This window comes from Zafaria cholistanensis (genome assembly GCF_008580665.1).
In the GTDB taxonomy this organism is placed as follows: Bacteria; Actinomycetota; Actinomycetes; order Actinomycetales; family Micrococcaceae; genus Zafaria; species Zafaria cholistanensis.
Window position 1 is genome coordinate 161121 of sequence record NZ_BKDJ01000004.1, and the last position, 15271, is coordinate 176391.

The 15271-nt window shown below is 71.2% G+C and carries 13 protein-coding genes; 9 read left to right on the top strand and 4 right to left on the bottom strand.

Annotated elements, in window-relative coordinates; genetic code table 11:
• The first annotated feature begins 17 nt into the window (after nt 1–17).
• Complete coding sequence (locus NCCP_RS05720) at nt 18–1787, top strand: acetyl/propionyl/methylcrotonyl-CoA carboxylase subunit alpha (protein ID WP_149956275.1); 1770 nt, start codon at nt 18–20, stop codon at nt 1785–1787.
• Nucleotides 1788–1873: 86 nt separating this feature from the next.
• Here the strand turns inward: NCCP_RS05720 and NCCP_RS05725 are convergent, their stop codons facing one another.
• Together NCCP_RS05725 and NCCP_RS05730 are read right to left on the bottom strand one after the other, a co-directional pair.
• Complete coding sequence (locus NCCP_RS05725) at nt 1874–3274, bottom strand: MFS transporter (protein ID WP_149956276.1); 1401 nt, start codon at nt 3272–3274, stop codon at nt 1874–1876.
• A gap of 182 nt (nt 3275–3456) precedes the next feature.
• Nucleotides 3457–4860: an NAD(P)H-quinone dehydrogenase gene (locus NCCP_RS05730; protein WP_149956277.1), complete on the bottom strand. Its 1404-nt coding sequence runs from the start codon at nt 4858–4860 to the stop codon at nt 3457–3459.
• 94 nt (nt 4861–4954) lie between these two features.
• Between NCCP_RS05730 and NCCP_RS05735 the strand changes: the two genes are divergently transcribed.
• The 6 genes from NCCP_RS05735 to NCCP_RS05760 all read left to right on the top strand — a co-directional run bounded on the left by NCCP_RS05735 (nt 4955) and on the right by NCCP_RS05760 (nt 9656).
• Nucleotides 4955–5791 carry a purine-nucleoside phosphorylase gene (locus tag NCCP_RS05735; protein WP_225873706.1) on the top strand — a complete coding sequence of 279 codons (837 nt, stop codon included), beginning with the start codon at nt 4955–4957 and terminating at the stop codon, nt 5789–5791.
• Nucleotides 5792–5803: 12 nt separating this feature from the next.
• The gene (locus tag NCCP_RS05740) at nt 5804–7576 is read left to right on the top strand and encodes a phospho-sugar mutase (protein WP_149956278.1); all 1773 of its coding nucleotides are present in this window, start codon (nt 5804–5806) and stop codon (nt 7574–7576) included.
• Between the two features lie 78 nt (nt 7577–7654).
• On the top strand, nt 7655–8341 hold the full coding sequence (gene deoC, locus NCCP_RS05745) for a deoxyribose-phosphate aldolase (RefSeq protein ID WP_149956279.1): 687 nt from the start codon (nt 7655–7657) through the stop codon (nt 8339–8341).
• Between the two features lie 56 nt (nt 8342–8397).
• Nucleotides 8398–8643: a hypothetical protein gene (locus tag NCCP_RS05750; protein ID WP_149956280.1), complete on the top strand. Its 246-nt coding sequence runs from the start codon at nt 8398–8400 to the stop codon at nt 8641–8643.
• Between the two features lie 169 nt (nt 8644–8812).
• Nucleotides 8813–9064 (top strand): hypothetical protein, encoded by a 252-nt coding sequence (locus NCCP_RS05755; protein ID WP_149956281.1) that lies wholly within the window; start codon nt 8813–8815, stop codon nt 9062–9064.
• 154 nt (nt 9065–9218) lie between these two features.
• Nucleotides 9219–9656 carry a universal stress protein gene (locus tag NCCP_RS05760; protein ID WP_149956282.1) on the top strand — a complete coding sequence of 146 codons (438 nt, stop codon included), beginning with the start codon at nt 9219–9221 and terminating at the stop codon, nt 9654–9656.
• Nucleotides 9657–9721: 65 nt separating this feature from the next.
• On the opposite strand, the gene mfd is transcribed toward NCCP_RS05760, so the two are convergent.
• Nucleotides 9722–13330, bottom strand: a complete 3609-nt coding sequence (mfd, locus tag NCCP_RS05765) for a transcription-repair coupling factor (RefSeq protein WP_149956283.1) — start codon at nt 13328–13330, stop codon at nt 9722–9724.
• A gap of 212 nt (nt 13331–13542) precedes the next feature.
• On the opposite strand from mfd, the gene NCCP_RS05770 reads away from it, so the two are divergent.
• Nucleotides 13543–14043 carry a DUF2505 domain-containing protein gene (locus NCCP_RS05770; protein ID WP_149956284.1) on the top strand — a complete coding sequence of 167 codons (501 nt, stop codon included), beginning with the start codon at nt 13543–13545 and terminating at the stop codon, nt 14041–14043.
• Between the two features lie 60 nt (nt 14044–14103).
• On the top strand, nt 14104–14547 hold the full coding sequence (locus NCCP_RS05775; protein WP_172627310.1) for a VanZ family protein: 444 nt from the start codon (nt 14104–14106) through the stop codon (nt 14545–14547).
• Here NCCP_RS05775 and lepB read toward each other — a convergent pair.
• Complete coding sequence (lepB, locus tag NCCP_RS05780) at nt 14510–15229, bottom strand: signal peptidase I (protein WP_149956286.1); 720 nt, start codon at nt 15227–15229, stop codon at nt 14510–14512. The two genes, NCCP_RS05775 and lepB, sit on opposite strands and share 38 nt — an antisense overlap.
• Between the last annotated feature and the right edge of the window lie 42 nt (nt 15230–15271).

Genomic DNA, 15271 nt, shown 5'->3' on the forward strand with positions numbered 1-15271 from the left:
AAGGAGACACCCCTGCCATGAGTCAGCTGACCAAGGTCCTTATTGCCAACCGCGGCGAGATTGCGGTGCGCGTAATCCGCGCCGCCCGCGACGAGGGCATCGCATCCGTTGCGGTCTACGCGGAGCCGGACCGGGACGCCCTGCATGTCCGCCTCGCCGACGAGGCGTACGCGCTCGGCGGCAGCACTGCCGCCGATTCCTACCTGGTCATGGACAGGATCCTCGAAGCGGCGGCCCGCTCCGGCGCCGACGCCATCCACCCCGGCTACGGCTTCCTTTCCGAGAACGCCGAGTTCGCGCAGAAGGTCATCGACGCCGGCCTGACATGGATCGGCCCGTCCCCGGACGCCATCGCCAAGCTGGGCGACAAGGTCCAGGCCCGCCACATCGCCGAGAAGGTCGGGGCCCCGCTGGTCCCCGGCACCAAGAACCCGGTCACCGGCACCCAGGAAGTCCTGGACTTCGCGGACGCCCACGGGCTGCCCCTGGCCGTCAAGGCCGCCTATGGCGGTGGCGGCCGCGGCATCAAGGTGGTGCGGGTGCGCGAGGAGATCCCCGAGCTCTACGAATCCGCGGTCCGCGAGGCCACCGCCGCGTTTGGACGCGGCGAATGCTTCATTGAGCGTTTCCTGGATGCCCCCCGGCACGTGGAAACCCAGTGCCTGGCCGACGCGTTCGGCAACGTCGTGGTGGTCTCCACCCGCGACTGCTCGCTGCAGCGCCGCAACCAGAAGCTGGTCGAGGAGGCCCCGGCCCCGTTCCTGAGCGCGGAGCAGAACGAGCGCCTCTACGCCGCCTCCAAGGCCATCCTCAAGGAGGCCGGCTACGTCGGCGCGGGCACCTGCGAGTTCCTCGTCGGCCAGGACGGCGTGATCTCCTTCCTCGAGGTCAACACCCGCCTGCAGGTGGAGCACCCGGTTTCCGAGGAGGTCACCGGCATTGACCTGGTCCGCGAGCAGTTCCGCCTGGCGCGCGGGGAGGAGCTCGGCTACACCGATCCGGAGATCCGCGGCCACTCCTTCGAGTTCCGCATCAACGGCGAGGACGCCGGACGCAACTTCATGCCGGCTCCGGGCACCATCTCCACCCTGAAGCTTCCCACCGGACCGGGCGTGCGCGTGGACTCCGGCGTCGAGGAGGGCGAGTCCGTCTCCGGCAGCTTCGACTCCATGATCGCCAAGCTGATCGTCACCGGCGCCACCCGCGCCCAGGCCGCCCAGCGGGCCCGCCGCGCGCTGGACGAGCTGGTCATCGAGGGCATGCCCACCGTGGTGCCCTTCCACCGCGCCGTCATGGCGGACCCGGCATTCGTTCCGGACGAGGGCCCCTTCTCCGTCCACACCCGCTGGATCGAAACGGAGTTCCGCAACGGGATCGAGCCGTGGTCCCCCAACGGCGCAGCGGATCCGGACGAAGACGGCGGGCAGCAGCGCGTCACCGTCGAGGTCGCCGGCAAGCGCCTGGAGGTCGTGCTCCCGGCAGGGCTGGGGCTGGGCCCGGGACCGCGCTCCAACGGCAAGGCCAAGAAGAAGCGCGCCGCGCGCGCCGGCGGGCCCGCCGGCACCGCCTCCGGCGATGACCTGACCTCGCCCATGCAGGGCACGATCGTCAAGGTCGCGGTCAGCGACGGCGACACCGTCGCGGAGGGCGACCTGATCGTGGTCCTGGAGGCCATGAAGATGGAACAGCCGCTGACCGCCCACAAGGCAGGCGTGGTCAGCGGACTCAGCGCCACGGCCGGCGACACGGTCTCCGCGGGGACCGTGCTGGCTTCGATCGCCGACTAGGTCCGCACCGGACCATCCCGGAACGCCAACGGCGGCGGGGCCCACCAGGGGTGGGCCCCGCCGCCGTCTTTGCTGCCCGGACCGGACTAGGCCACGTTGTCCTCGTAGGCCACGTCGCGGGTTTCCTTGGTCATGAACAGCGCGGCCAGGGTCAGGACGGCGCCGAGTGCCAGGTAGAGGCCAACCCACACGGTGCTGCCGCCGCCGGCCTGCCACAGCGCGATGGCCACGAAAGAGGCCGGGGCCGCGCCAATCACGGAGGACATGTTGTAGGCGACCGCCGAACCGGTGTAGCGGACGTTGGAGGGGAAGAGTTCGGGCAGGATGGCCGCCATGGGGCCGAACGTGAGGCCCATCAGGGCGAAGCCGACGATCAGGCCGACCATTGCCGCACCCTGGCCGGGACCGAACATGAGGGTCCAGGCCCCGCCGAACGCGCCGATGGCCGTGGTCACCCAAATCAGGAACCGGCGGCGGCCGAACTTCTCGGCCAGCGGGCCGGAAGCCACGGTGAAGAGGCCGAAGAAAACCACCCCGATGATCAGCATGGTGAGGAACTCCGGTCGGGCGATGCCCAGGCCGGGCACGAACGCCTCCGCCTGGGCCGCGGTGAACTCCTTGCCCTTGGCGGCGGCGGCTGCGGCCGCCTGCTCGACGGTGGCCGGGGCCGTGCCGTAGGTCAGGGTGAAGGAGGTCATCAGGTAGAACAGCACGTAGGTGGCGAGCATGATGAAGGTGCCGGCCAGGGTGGGGCGCCAGTGCTTCTTCATGGTGGCCGCGAACGGGGACTTCTCCACCTTGTCCTGGTCGAGGACCTTCTGGAAGGACGGGGATTCGACCAGGGACAGGCGCACCCACAGGCCCACGGCCACCATGACGGCGGAGAGGATGAACGGCACGCGCCAGCCCCAGGCCATGAACTGCTCCGGGGTGAGGGAGGTCTGCAGGCCCACGAAGAACAGGTTCGCGATGATGAATCCGATGGGGGCACCCAGCTGCGGGAAGGTGCCGTAGATGGCGCGCTTGTTGGCCGGGGCGTTCTCGGTGGCCAGCAGCGCGGCGCCGGACCATTCGCCGCCGAGGGCCAGGCCCTGGGCGAAGCGCAGCAGCACCAGCATCAGCGGGGCCAGCACCACGAAGGAGCCGGTGGCCGCCGGCAGGAAGCCGATCAGGAAGGTCGCGATGCCCATGGTCAGCAGGGAGGCCACCAGCGTTCCCTTGCGGCCGATCTTGTCCCCGTAGTGGCCGAAGACGATGGATCCGAGGGGGCGGGCGACGAACGCGACACCGAAGATCGCGAAGGCGCTGAGGATGGCGTTGATGTCCGTGGCGTTCGGGAAGAACAGCGCCGGGAAGACCAGCACGGAGGCGGTGGCGTACGCGTAGAAGTCGTAGAACTCGATCGTGGTACCGATCAGGCTCGCGAAGATCACGCGTCCGGGCGTGTTCTTCTTCGCGGCCTTCGAAGCGGTGACAGCGGTTGGCACTGGGTGTTCTCTTTCGGAAGTGGTGCGGGCGTATACCCTCGATTTCCCCAAAAGTCTACAGCTGTGTTCCGAATGCCGGACAAATCGGTCCGAATGATGGACGGGACGCGAAGCCCCGGCCAAAAGCGGCGGCGGGACAGGGGACCGGCGCGCGGCGCGGCGGTCCCCTGGGTTCCGGCAGCCTAGATGTGCACGTGGAGGCGGCGGGCCGCCTCCGAGATGGACCCGGTCAGCGACGGATAGACGGTAAAGGTCTCCGCGAGGTCGTCCACGTGCAGGCGCTTGTGCACCGCCAGGGCGATCGGGAAGATCAGCTCCGAGGCCCGGGGGGCCACCACCACGCCGCCGATCACCGAACCGGAACCGCGGCGGGAAATGATCTTCACGAAGCCCTCGTCGACGTTCATCATCTTCGCGCGCGCGTTGGTGGGCAGGTTCAGCTTGATGATGTCCGCCTGGTACTTGCCCTCGGCGACCTCGCGTTCGGTGACCCCGACCGTGGCGATCTCCGGGCTGGTGAAGATGTTGGCGGAGACGTCCTTAAGCTTGAGCGGCTTGACCGAGTCGCCCAGCAGGTGGGCCATGGCGATGCGGCCCTGCATGGCGGCCACGGAGGCCAGCGCGAACACGCCGGTGCAGTCCCCGGCGGCGTAGACGTTCGTCACGGAGGTGCGGGAGACGCCGTCGACCTTGATGTGCCCGCTCTCGGTGAGGTCGATCCCGGCCTCCTCCAGGCCGATGCCGGCGGTGTTCGGAATGCCGCCGACGGCCACCAGGCAGTGGCTTCCCTCGACGGTGCGCCCGTCGGCCAGGGTGACCACCACCCCGTCGTCGACGCGGTCCACGGCCTGGGCGCGGGCACGGGCGATGACATTCACGCCGTTGCGCTCGAACACCTGCTCCAGCACCTGGGCCGCATCGGCGTCCTCGCCGGGGAGGACGCGGTCACGCGAGGACACCAGGGTGACCTTGGTGCCCAGCAGGTTGTACGCGGAGGCGAACTCAGCGCCGGTAACGCCCGAGCCGACCACGATCAGGTGCTCGGGCACCTCCTTGAGGTTGTAGATCTGCGTCCAGTTGAAGATCCGCTCGCCGTCGGGCAGGGCCGTGGGCAGTTCGCGCGCCTTGGCACCGACGGCCAGCAGCACGGCGTCGGCCTCCAGCGTCACCTCGGTTCCGTCGGCGCGGGCCACATGGACCCGGTGCGCGGAGAGCAGGCGGCCCTCGCCGATGACCACGCGCACCCCGGCGCGCTCCAGGCCGGTGCGGATATCGCTGGACTGGTCCTGGGCCAGCGCCAGGAGGCGGGAGTTCACGACGCCGAGGTCGGCCGAGGTGCCGGCGCCGGCGCCGATGTGGACCCCAAACTTTCCGGCGCTGGCCACGCGCCGCATGGCGTCGGCCGTGGCGATGAGGGTCTTGGAAGGAACGACGTCCGTCAGCACGGCCGAGCCCCCCATGCCCTGGCGCTCCACGATCGTGACCTGCGCCCCCGCGTGCGCCGCGACGATGGCGGCCTCATAACCGCCGGGTCCTCCCCCGAGAATGACGAGCCTATGGGTCCTGAAATCATGTTGTGCGGTCACGGAAAGCCATTCTTCCCCACTTGGAAGCATCTTGCACACCGGCGGACCGCTCCCCCCCTGCCCCGTTCTTGGGTAGGTTGGATTCGTGAACGACTTGCGCACCGGCCTGTCCGGCCCCGACTCCCTCGCCTCCGGAACCGACCCGTTCGACCTGGCCTCCGCCGCGGCCGCCGCCATCGCCGGGCGCACCGGAGTCGACCGCCACGACGTCGCCCTGGTGCTCGGCTCCGGCTGGGGCGGAGCCGCCGGCCTGCTCGGGGAGACCACGCACACCCTCCAGGCCGCGGACCTTCCCGGATTCAATCCCCCCACCGTGGCCGGGCACGCCGGCACGGTTCTCTCGGTCCTTACCCCCGCGGGCCGGCGGGTCCTGGTGCTGGGAGCCCGCACCCACTACTACGAGGGCCGGGGCGTGCGCGCCGTCGCCCACGGGGTGCGCACCGCCGCCGCCGCCGGCTGCTCCGTTGTGGTGCTGACCAACGGGTGCGGCGGGCTCAACCCGGACTGGCCCGCGGGGACCCCGGTCCTGATCCGTGACCACATCAACCTCACCGCCGCCTCCCCGCTGGAGGGAGCGACCTTCGTGGACCTCACGGACCTCTACTCCCGGCGCCTGCGCGGCATCGCCCGCGAGGTGGACCCGACGCTGGAGGAAGGCGTGTACGCCCAGTTCACCGGCCCCCACTACGAAACCCCGGCGGAGGTCCAGTACGCCCGGCGCATCGGGGCGGACCTGGTGGGCATGTCCACCGCGCTGGAGGCCATTGCCGCCCGCCATGCCGGGCTGGAGGTCCTCGGTGTGTCCCTGGTCACCAACCTCGCCGCCGGGATCAGCCCGGCCCCGCTGAGCCACGCGGAGGTCATCGAGGCCGGCCTGGCCGCCGGGCCGCGGATTTCCCGGCTGCTCGCCGACATCGTCGGCCGCCTGTAGGGAGGCACACCCGTGAACACCACCGCTGCAGAGACCGCCGCACTGCTTGCCCGGGCCCGGGCCTGGGCCGCCGAAGACCCGGATCCGGAAACCGCCGAACAGCTGCTCGCGCTCGCCGCCGCGGCCGAGGGGAACGGCGCCGGCTCCGGGGCCGGGCGCGACCTCGCCCTGCGAGACCTCGCCGACCGCTTCGCCGGGCCGCTCGCGTTCGGCACCGCCGGGCTGCGCGCGGCACTGGGGGCGGGACCCAACCGCATGAACCGGGCCGTCGTGCGGCGCACCGCGGCGGGCCTGGCCCGGTACCTCCTCCGCCAGGCGGGGGACGCCTATGTGCCCAGCGCCGTCGTCGGCTTCGACGCCCGGCACAAGTCCGAGGCCTTCGCGCTGGACACCGCCGCGGTGTTCACCGCCGCGGGCATCGAGACCTTCCTGCTGCCCTCCCCCCTGCCCACCCCGGTCCTGGCGTGGGCGGTGCGCGCGCTGGAATGCGAAGCCGGGGTCATGGTGACCGCCAGCCACAACCCTCCGCAGGACAACGGGTACAAGGTCTACCTCGGAGGCGAAATGGCGCCCGGCGACGGCGAGGGAGCCCAGATCGTGTCCCCGGCCGACCGCGAGATCGCCGCGCTGATCGACCATGACGCCCCGCTGGGCTCGATCCCCCTGGCCGGGGCCGGCTGGACGGTGCTGCCCGGCGCCGGGGAACCCGGTGACCTGGCGGCCCGCTACGTCTCCGACGTCGCGGCCCTGGCCTCCGCCGGTTCCTCCCCCGACGGTCCGGGGCGCGGGCTGCGGATCGTGTTCACCCCGATGCACGGGGTCGGCGGGGAAACCCTCTCCCGGGTGTTCGCCGCGGCCGGATTCACGGACGTGGCGCCGGTGGACGCGCAGGCGGCCCCGGACCCGGACTTCCCCACCGTGGATTTTCCGAACCCGGAGGAGCCGGGGGCGATGGATTTGGCACTGGCCCAGGCGGAGTCCTCCGCGGCGGACCTGGTGATTGCCACCGACCCCGACGCGGACCGCTGCGCCGTCGGCGCCGAGTTCCCCGGGGAGGGCTGGAGGATGCTGCGCGGGGACGAGGTCGGTTCGCTGCTGGGCGCGTACCTGGCCCCGCGCTTCCGGGCGGAGGCGGAGGGCGCAGGCCGGCCGGTGTTCGCGAACTCGATCGTTTCCTCCCGCCAGTTGGGGCGCATCGCCGCGGCCCACGGGTTGGAGCACCGCACCACGCTGACCGGTTTCAAGTGGATCGCCCGGGTCCCCGGGCTGGCTTACGGCTACGAGGAAGCGCTGGGCTACTGCGTCGCCCCGGACCTGGTGCGGGATAAGGACGGGATCTCCGCCGCGCTGCTGGTGGCTGAGCTGGCCGCGGATCTGAAGCACGAGGGCCGCTCCCTGCCCGAGGCCCTGGACGAACTGGCGCTGGTCCACGGGCTGTACGCCACCGACCAGCTCTCCGTGCGGGTCGCTTCGCTGGATCTGCTGGGCGCCATGATGGGGCGCCTGCGCGCGCATCCCCCGGCCTCGCTCGCCGGCTCGGAGGTGGTCTCCGCGCTGGACCTGGCCGAGGGCGGCCAGCTGCCGCCCACCGAAGGCATGTGCTTCCTGGCCGCGGACGACACCCGCGTGATCGTGCGTCCCAGCGGCACCGAGCCCAAGCTCAAGTGCTACCTCGAGGTGACCGCGGCGGTGGGCGCGGCCGACGAGCTGCCCGCCGCCCGGGCCGCCGCCCGCGAACGCCTGGAGGCGGTCCGCCGCGACGTGGAGGAGGCCCTCGGACTTTAGGGCCCCGGCCCCACCGCCCGCCGCCGGCGGGCACCCCACTCCCACACCCCGAGCTCCCCAACCCCAGGAGGGTCCGCCATGGAACCAACCACAGGCCGCGACGTCGCCGGCTACATCGACCACACGCTGCTGAGGCCGGACGCCTCGCGCGACGAGATCCTGAAACTGTGCGGCGAAGCCATCGACCACGGATTCAAGGCGGTGTGCGTGAACCCCATCTGGGTCGCCACGGCCAAGCGGGCACTGGCCGGCTCGGGGGTGCTGACCTGCTCGGTGGCCGGCTTCCCGTTGGGGGCCTCCACCACCGCCGCCAAGGCGTTTGAGGCCGCCGAGGCCGTTGCCAACGGGGCCGACGAGGTCGACATGGTCATCGACATCGCCGCGGCCAGGCGCGGGGACCGGGCGGCGCTGGAGCGCGACATCGCCGGGGTCGTTTCCCCGGTGCACGCCGGCGGGGCGATCCTCAAGGTGATCATCGAAACCTCGCTGCTGAACGAACATGCCAAGGTCCTCGCCTGCGAAGCCGCCGCGGCCGCGGGCGCCGACTTCGTCAAGACCTCCACCGGGTTCGCCGGCGGCGGCGCCACGGTCACGGACGTCGCCCTGATGCGCCTCACCGTCGGGCCGAAAATGGGGGTGAAGGCCTCCGGCGGAGTGCGCACGCTCGCGGACGCGCTGGCGCTGATCAAGGCCGGGGCCACGCGGCTCGGGGCCAGCTCCGGAGTTGCTATTGTTGGAGGAGAACAGGGCGCCCCCGGGTACTGACGCGCACGCCGCGGCCCCGGACGCCGGATTTCAACAGGATTTCAAGGGAGAACGCTGTGTACTCGAACGGCAAGAACAAGGCCTATTCCGGCCAGGGCAACTTCGTTGGCAATTTCATCGCCTTCCTGGTGATGTTTGCCCTCCTGGTGGGGTCGTTCTTCGTGCTGTCCCTGTGGACGCTGGAGAACGCCTGGGTTCCGGGCCTGCTCTGCCTGCTGATGGCCGGCCTCGCCTTTGCCATCCCGCAGCACGTCCTGGGCCGCTCCCGGAGCACCAAGGAGCTCATGGAGGACCAGAAGTAGCACCGGTCGCACCGCCTGCCCGCAGGCGCCGCAGGACCCCCGCCGGACCGGCGGGGGTCCTGCGGCGTTAAACGGGCCCGGACCGGCACCGGACTGCGTGACCGGAACGGCCGGGGCGGCTAGGGTTGTGTCCTGGACCTGCCCCGTTCCAACCCTGAGGAGGCTTGACATGCGCATTCTGACGTTTCTCGCAGGCGCCGCGACCGGCTACGTGCTGGGCACCCGCTCCGGACGCGGCTCCTACGACAAGATGATGGCCAAGGCCCAGCAGTTGTGGGACGACCCGCGCACCCAGCAGCGCATCGATGCCATGGAGGACAGCCTGAGGGCCAAGTCCCCGGCGGTGGGAGAGGTTGTCGAAAGCGCCGTCTCGACGGTCTCCCGCAAGCTCCACGAACCCCAGGCCACCTCCCTGTCCTGAGGTTCGCGGTCTTCGCGGACGATTTCCCGGCCAGGGCTCCGCTTCGGGGGGCTGCCCACGTACGCTGGATTCGGGCCCGGCGCAGCAGGGCGCCCGGCGCCACCGATGGAAGCACCCCCCCAGGGAAGCACCGCCGAGGAAAGCGAGGAACAGGATGACCGAGGCATTTGGACCGCGTGGCCGCATCGTGGTCGGCGTGGATGGCTCCCCCCAGTCGGTTGCGGCCCTGCGCTACGCGCGCACGCTGGCCGACGCGCTGGGGCACGCCGTGGAGGTCGTGGGCGCGTGGCAGGCCCGCACGAGTTTCGAGCAGTACGCGCCCACCAACTGGGACCCGGAGGCGGATGCCCGCGCCGTCGTCGACCAGGCCGTCCGGGAGGCCTTTGGGGATGAGCCGCCCGCCGGGCTGACCGTGCGCATGGAGATGGGATCCCCCACCCAGGTCCTGATCAACGCCAGCGAAGGCGCCGAGATGCTCGTGGTGGGCACGCGCGGCCGCGGCGGGTTCAAGGGCATGCTCCTGGGCTCCGTCTCCACCTCGGTGGCCTCGCACGCCAAATGCCCGGTGGTCATCGCCCACGGCACCATGTAGTTCCGGCACTATCCAGCACGGAGCCACGCAGCACCGGAACCATGCAGCACCGCCTGCCTGGAGGCTCAGTCCTCGAAGATGTTCCCCACGACCTCCCCCGCCCAGGCGAGGATTTCGGCGTCGACCTTGTCGCGACCGCCCACCGGAGCGGTCTTGGGCTTGGGGACCAGCACCGCATTCAGGGCCGGTTTCACCTGCGCCCCCTTGTACATCCGGGCCAGGCGCATCTGGCGGGACTCGGGCAGGTCTGCCGGGGCGAACTTGATGAAGTTGCCCTGCATGGCCACGTCCGTCAGCCCGGCCGCCCGCGCGCGCACCCGGAACCGCGCCACCTCCACCAGGTTCACCACCGGGGCCGGCGGCTCGCCGTAGCGGTCCACCAGCTCCTCCACGACCGCGTCGATCGCTTCGGCGTCCTGCGCGGCGGCCAGCTTGCGGTAGGCCTCCAGGCGCAACCGCTCCCCCGGCACGTAGTCGTGCGGCAGGTGGGCGTTGATGGGCAGCTCGATCTTCATGTCCGCGGGCTTGTCCTCCGCCTCGCCCTTGAACTCTGCCACCGCCTCGCCAACCAGCCTGATGTACAGGTCGAACCCGACACCGGCGATGTGGCCGGACTGCTCGCCGCCGAGCAGGTTGCCGGCCCCGCGGATCTCCAGGTCCTTCATGGCCAGCTGGAAGCCGGAGCCCAGCTCATTGTGGGCGGCCACCGCCTTCAGGCGCTCCAGCGCGACCTCCCCCAGCGGCTTCTCCGCGTTCCAGAGGAAGTAGGCGTAGGCGCGCTCGCGCCCGCGTCCCACGCGCCCGCGCAGCTGGTGCAGCTGGGACAGCCCGTAGGCGTCGGCGCGGTCCACGATCAGGGTGTTGGCGTTGGAGATGTCCAGGCCGGTCTCGATGATGGTGGTGGAAACGAGCACGTCAAACTTCCGCTCCCAGAAGTCCACGATGATCTGCTCCAGCCGGGCCTCGCTCATTTTGCCGTGGGCGACCTCCACCCGCGCCTCCGGAACGAGTTCGCGCAGCTGCGCGGCGACCTTGTCGATGGAGGAGACGCGGTTGTGCACGAAGAACACCTGTCCCTCGCGCATCAGCTCGCGCCGGATCGCCGCGGTGACCTGCCGGTCCGTGTAGGGGCCGACGTAGGTCAGGACGGGGTGCCGTTCCTCCGGCGGGGTGGCCAGCGTCGAGGTTTCGCGGATGCCGGTCAGCGACATCTCCAGCGTGCGCGGGATCGGAGTGGCGGACATGGCCAGCACGTCCACATTGGTGCGCATCTTCTTCAGCGCTTCCTTGTGCTCGACGCCGAAGCGCTGCTCCTCGTCGACCACGACCAGCCCCAGGTCCTTGAACTGGACCTCCTTGGAGAGGAGCCGGTGGGTGCCGACCACCACGTCCACGGACCCGTTCCGCAGCCCCTCCACGACCTCCTTGGCCTCCTTGGCCGTCTGGAAGCGGGAGAGCGAGCGCACCCGCACGGGGAAGCCGGAGAACCTCTCGGTGAACGTCTCGTGGTGCTGGCGCGCCAGCAGGGTGGTGGGCACCAGCACGGCCACCTGCTTGCCATCCTGGACGGCCTTGAACGCGGCCCTGACGGCGATCTCCGTCTTGCCGAATCCGACGTCGCCGGAGACCAGCCGGTCCATCGGGACCTCGCGCTCCATATCCGCCTTGACCTCGTTGATGGTGGTCAGCTGGTCGGGGGTCTCGGTGAAGGGGAAGGCCTCCTCGAGCTCGTGCTGCCACGGGGTGTCCTTCTGGAAGGCGTGTCCCCGCGCGGCCATGCGCGCCGAGTACAGCCTGATCAGCTCGCCGGCGATCTCCTTGACGGCCCTGCGCGCCTTGGACTTGGTGCTGGACCAGTCCGCGCCGCCCATCTTGGACAGCGCCGGGGTCTCGCCGCCGACGTAGCGGGTGACCTGGTCCAGCTGGTCGGTGGGCACGAAGAGCCTGTCGCCGGGGGCCCCGCGCTTGGACGGCGCGTACTCCAGCACCATGTATTCGCGCACGCCCGCATCCCCGGAACCGGTGGCGACCCTGCGCTGGATGAGCTCGACGAACCTGGCGATCCCGTGCTGCTCGTGCACCACGAAGTCCCCCTCCGCCAGCTGCAGGGGGTCCACGGCGTTGCGCCGCCGGGCGGCCAGCTTGCGTCCGCTCTTGGCGGCATAGGCGCTGGAGCGTCCCAGCAGGTCGGCCTCGGTGAGCAGGCCCAGCTTGAGTCCGTCGAAGACGAAGCCGCGTCCGGCGACCGCCGTGGTGATCTCGATGATGCCCGGCTGCGGAGGGGCATCGAGCGAAGGCACCCGGTGGCAGGGGATACCGGCGTCGTGGAAGAGCTCGGCCAGGCGCTGGGCCGGCCCCGGGCCGTCGGTGACCACCACGACGCGCCAGTCCTCGCGCACGCGCGAGCCGATGAACTCCATCATCTCGGCGACGTCGCCCTGGTAGCCGCGCGGTTCGCGGGCGGCCAGCCGGATGGTGTCCACGTCCGGGAGCAGCTCCTCGTCCTGCCCCAGCGAGGTGACCGACCACCAGCTGACTCCGGCTTCCAGCGCGGTGGCGCGGGTGTCTGCGAGCGTGGCGAAATTTCCGGCGTCCAGGGAGGCGGAAACCCCTTCGGCCTGCAGCAGGTCCACCGGGGCCGCGCCGCCGTCGGAGGCGGTGGACCAGGCCGCCGCGAGGAACTCCGCGTTGGTTTCGGACAGGTCGTGGGCGCGCGTGCGCACCCGTTCGGGCTCCATGACGACGGCGATGGAGCCGCGCGGCAGCTGCCCGACGAACGGGACCATCGCGTCCACCAGCACCGGGGCCAGGGACTCCATGCCCTCCACCGCGATACCGCCGGCGATCTTCTCCAGCATGTCCGCGGCGGCCGGCATCGCCGCCTTCAGCTTTGCCGCCCGGCTCATCACCGAGGGGGTGATCAGCAGTTCGCGGCACGGCGGGGCGTGCAGTTCGGCCGGCCCGGCCGGTCCGTCCTCCCCGGCGGCGAAGGAACGCTGGTCGGCGACGGCGAACCAGCGCATCTGCTCGACCTCGTCCCCGAAGAACTCGATGCGCACCGGGTGGTCCTCGGTGGGCGGGAACACGTCGAGGATACCGCCGCGTACCGCGAACTCGCCGCGGTGGGTCACCATGTCCACGCGCGCATAGGCCGCCGCCGCCAGTTCCCGCACCAGGTCCCCGAACGGCTTTTCCTGCCCCACCCTCACATCCACGGGCGAGAGGTCGCCGAGCCCGGCGACCAGCGGCTGCACCACCGACCGGATCGGAGCCACCACGACCTTCAGCGTGCCGTCCGGGTGCGCGAGCCGGCGGAGCACGGAGAGCCGGCGGCCCACCGTATCCGAACGCGGGGACAGCCGTTCGTGCGGCAGCGTCTCCCAGTTCGGGAACAGCGCGACGGCCTCGGCCGGCAGGTAGCAGCCCAGTGCCGCCTCAAGGTCCTCGGCCTCGCGCCCGGTGGCGGTGATGGCCAGCACGACGGCGTCCGCGCCGCCGGCCCCCGCCGCGGCCAGGCCGTCGACGGTTTCCGCGACCAGGGCCGCGCGCAGCCCGGGCGGGGCGGCGACCTCAAGGCCGGGGCTGCGTTCCGCGAAGGGACGCGCAGCGTGGGCGCGCACGCGGGCATAGGAGGGATCGGCCGCGAGGGCGGCGCGGAGTCCAGCAAGAGCCATGGGGCGGTGTTCCTTCCGGGGGCACGGCGGAGCGCACGTGGAGCCCGGAACCGTCATCGACTCCCGGGCCGTTAACAGCCTACCGCCGGTCCGGGCGCGCCCGCCCGGGAGGAGCCCGCGCCCCCGCCTTCCTCCCGCCCGCCGGCGCTCGCGGCGGGTCCCGCGGCGGGTACGCTTAGGTTACGAAATCACAACGATGGAGGAACGCCACCATGGCCCTGAACGCCACCACCACCCTGCCCTACACCCCCGCCGAAGTGGTCGCCACCCTGACCGACCGCGCCTTCGTGGAGCACCTGGGGACCCAGGTCGGCGGCACGCTGAAGGACTTCACGGTATCCGGGGATCCGGCCGGCGCGTTCGAGGCCGTCACGGTGCGCAGCGTCCCGACCGGACGCCTTCCGGAAATCGCCCGCAAGTTCGTCGGCGCCTCGGTGGACGTCACCCAGCGCGAGGCCTGGTCCGCCCCGGCCGCCGACGGTTCCCGCGAGGCCGCGGTGACCGTCGAGGTCTCCGGCATCCCGGTGAACGTTTCGGCCGTCCAGCGCGTAGTTGCCGCGGCCGAAGGCAGCCGCGTGGACCTGGAGGGAGAGGTCTCCTCCGGCATCCCGTTCCTGGGCGGAAAGATCGCCACCGCGGCCGAGCCGTTCGTGGGCAAGGCCCTGAACCTGCAGGCCGCCCAGGCCAAGGCGTGGCTGGACCGCCAGGCCTAGGCGGAAATCCTGCTACGGCGCAAGCGCACCCTGCTGGGCCACCTGCCGCTGGCGCGGCGGGTGGCCTGGCTCGCCGTACCCACCGCCGGATACGCGGTGTGCCTGTTCCTGGTGGTCTTTTGGCCCGTGCCTGTGGACCGCGACGCAGGCGCGGGGCTGCTGCGCGGCCTGGACTGGCTGCACCGGCACGGGATCCCGCAGTGGTTCGACTACGCGCTGGTCGAATGGCTGGCCAACGTGGCGATGTTCGTGCCGTTCGGCTTCCTGCTCGCGGCCGCCCTGCCGCTGCCCTACTGGTGGCTTGCCCTGCTGGCCGCCGCGGGCGCCAGCGCCGGCATCGAATGGGCCCAACGCGAGCTGCTGCCGGAGCGGTACCCCTCGGCGGCCGACATCGCCGCCAACACGCTCGGAGCCCTGGTAGGGATCGGGTTGTGCGGCCTCCTGCTGCTGGCCGCTGCGGCCGGACCTAGAAGGCGCGCCAGTCGGACGGCGGCCAGGCCTTGACCACCACCTTGCCCACGACGTCGGCCGTGGACACGAACCGGGCGCACGACACCTGGGCCTGCCGGTCGCGCCCGCGGCAGGTGGCCACCGAATCCGAGGAGGTGCTCCTGTGGTCCCCCAGGACCAGCACCTTGTCCTCCGGAACCCCCACGGGCCCAAAGCAGCGGAACGAGACGGGAGTGCTGGCGCAGTCCAGCGTTCCGGGCACGAAGTCAAAGTCCTCGTGGAGGTAGTCCTCCGCCAGGGCCTGGCCGTTCACCATGACGGCCCCTTCCGGGGAACAGCATTCGACGGTGTCGCCGGGGATGCCGATCACCCGTTTGACCAGGAACTTCTCATTGGACGGACCGATCCCGGTCAGGTCGCCGAAGCCGCGCAGCACCTGCTCGGCCGCGTCCTGCTCGGTGGCCAGGAACTCCTGCTCCCAGGCCGCGTCCGCGCCGAACACCACGATCTCGCCGCGGGGCGGGGCCCCGGCCCCGTAGGCCAGGCGGTTGACCAGGATGCGGTCGCCGACATTGAGGGTGGTCTCCATCGACCCCGAGGGCACGCTGTAGACCTTGACCAGGAACATCTGCACCAGCGCCACCACGGCCACCGCCACGACGACGTTGACCAGGGTCGCCAGCCACAGGGGAAGGCGCCTGCGCTCGCCGGCGGACGTGCGCCCTACCGTAGACATAGGCCCAGTGTAGACATGGGCACAGTCTAGGGTCAGTGCAGG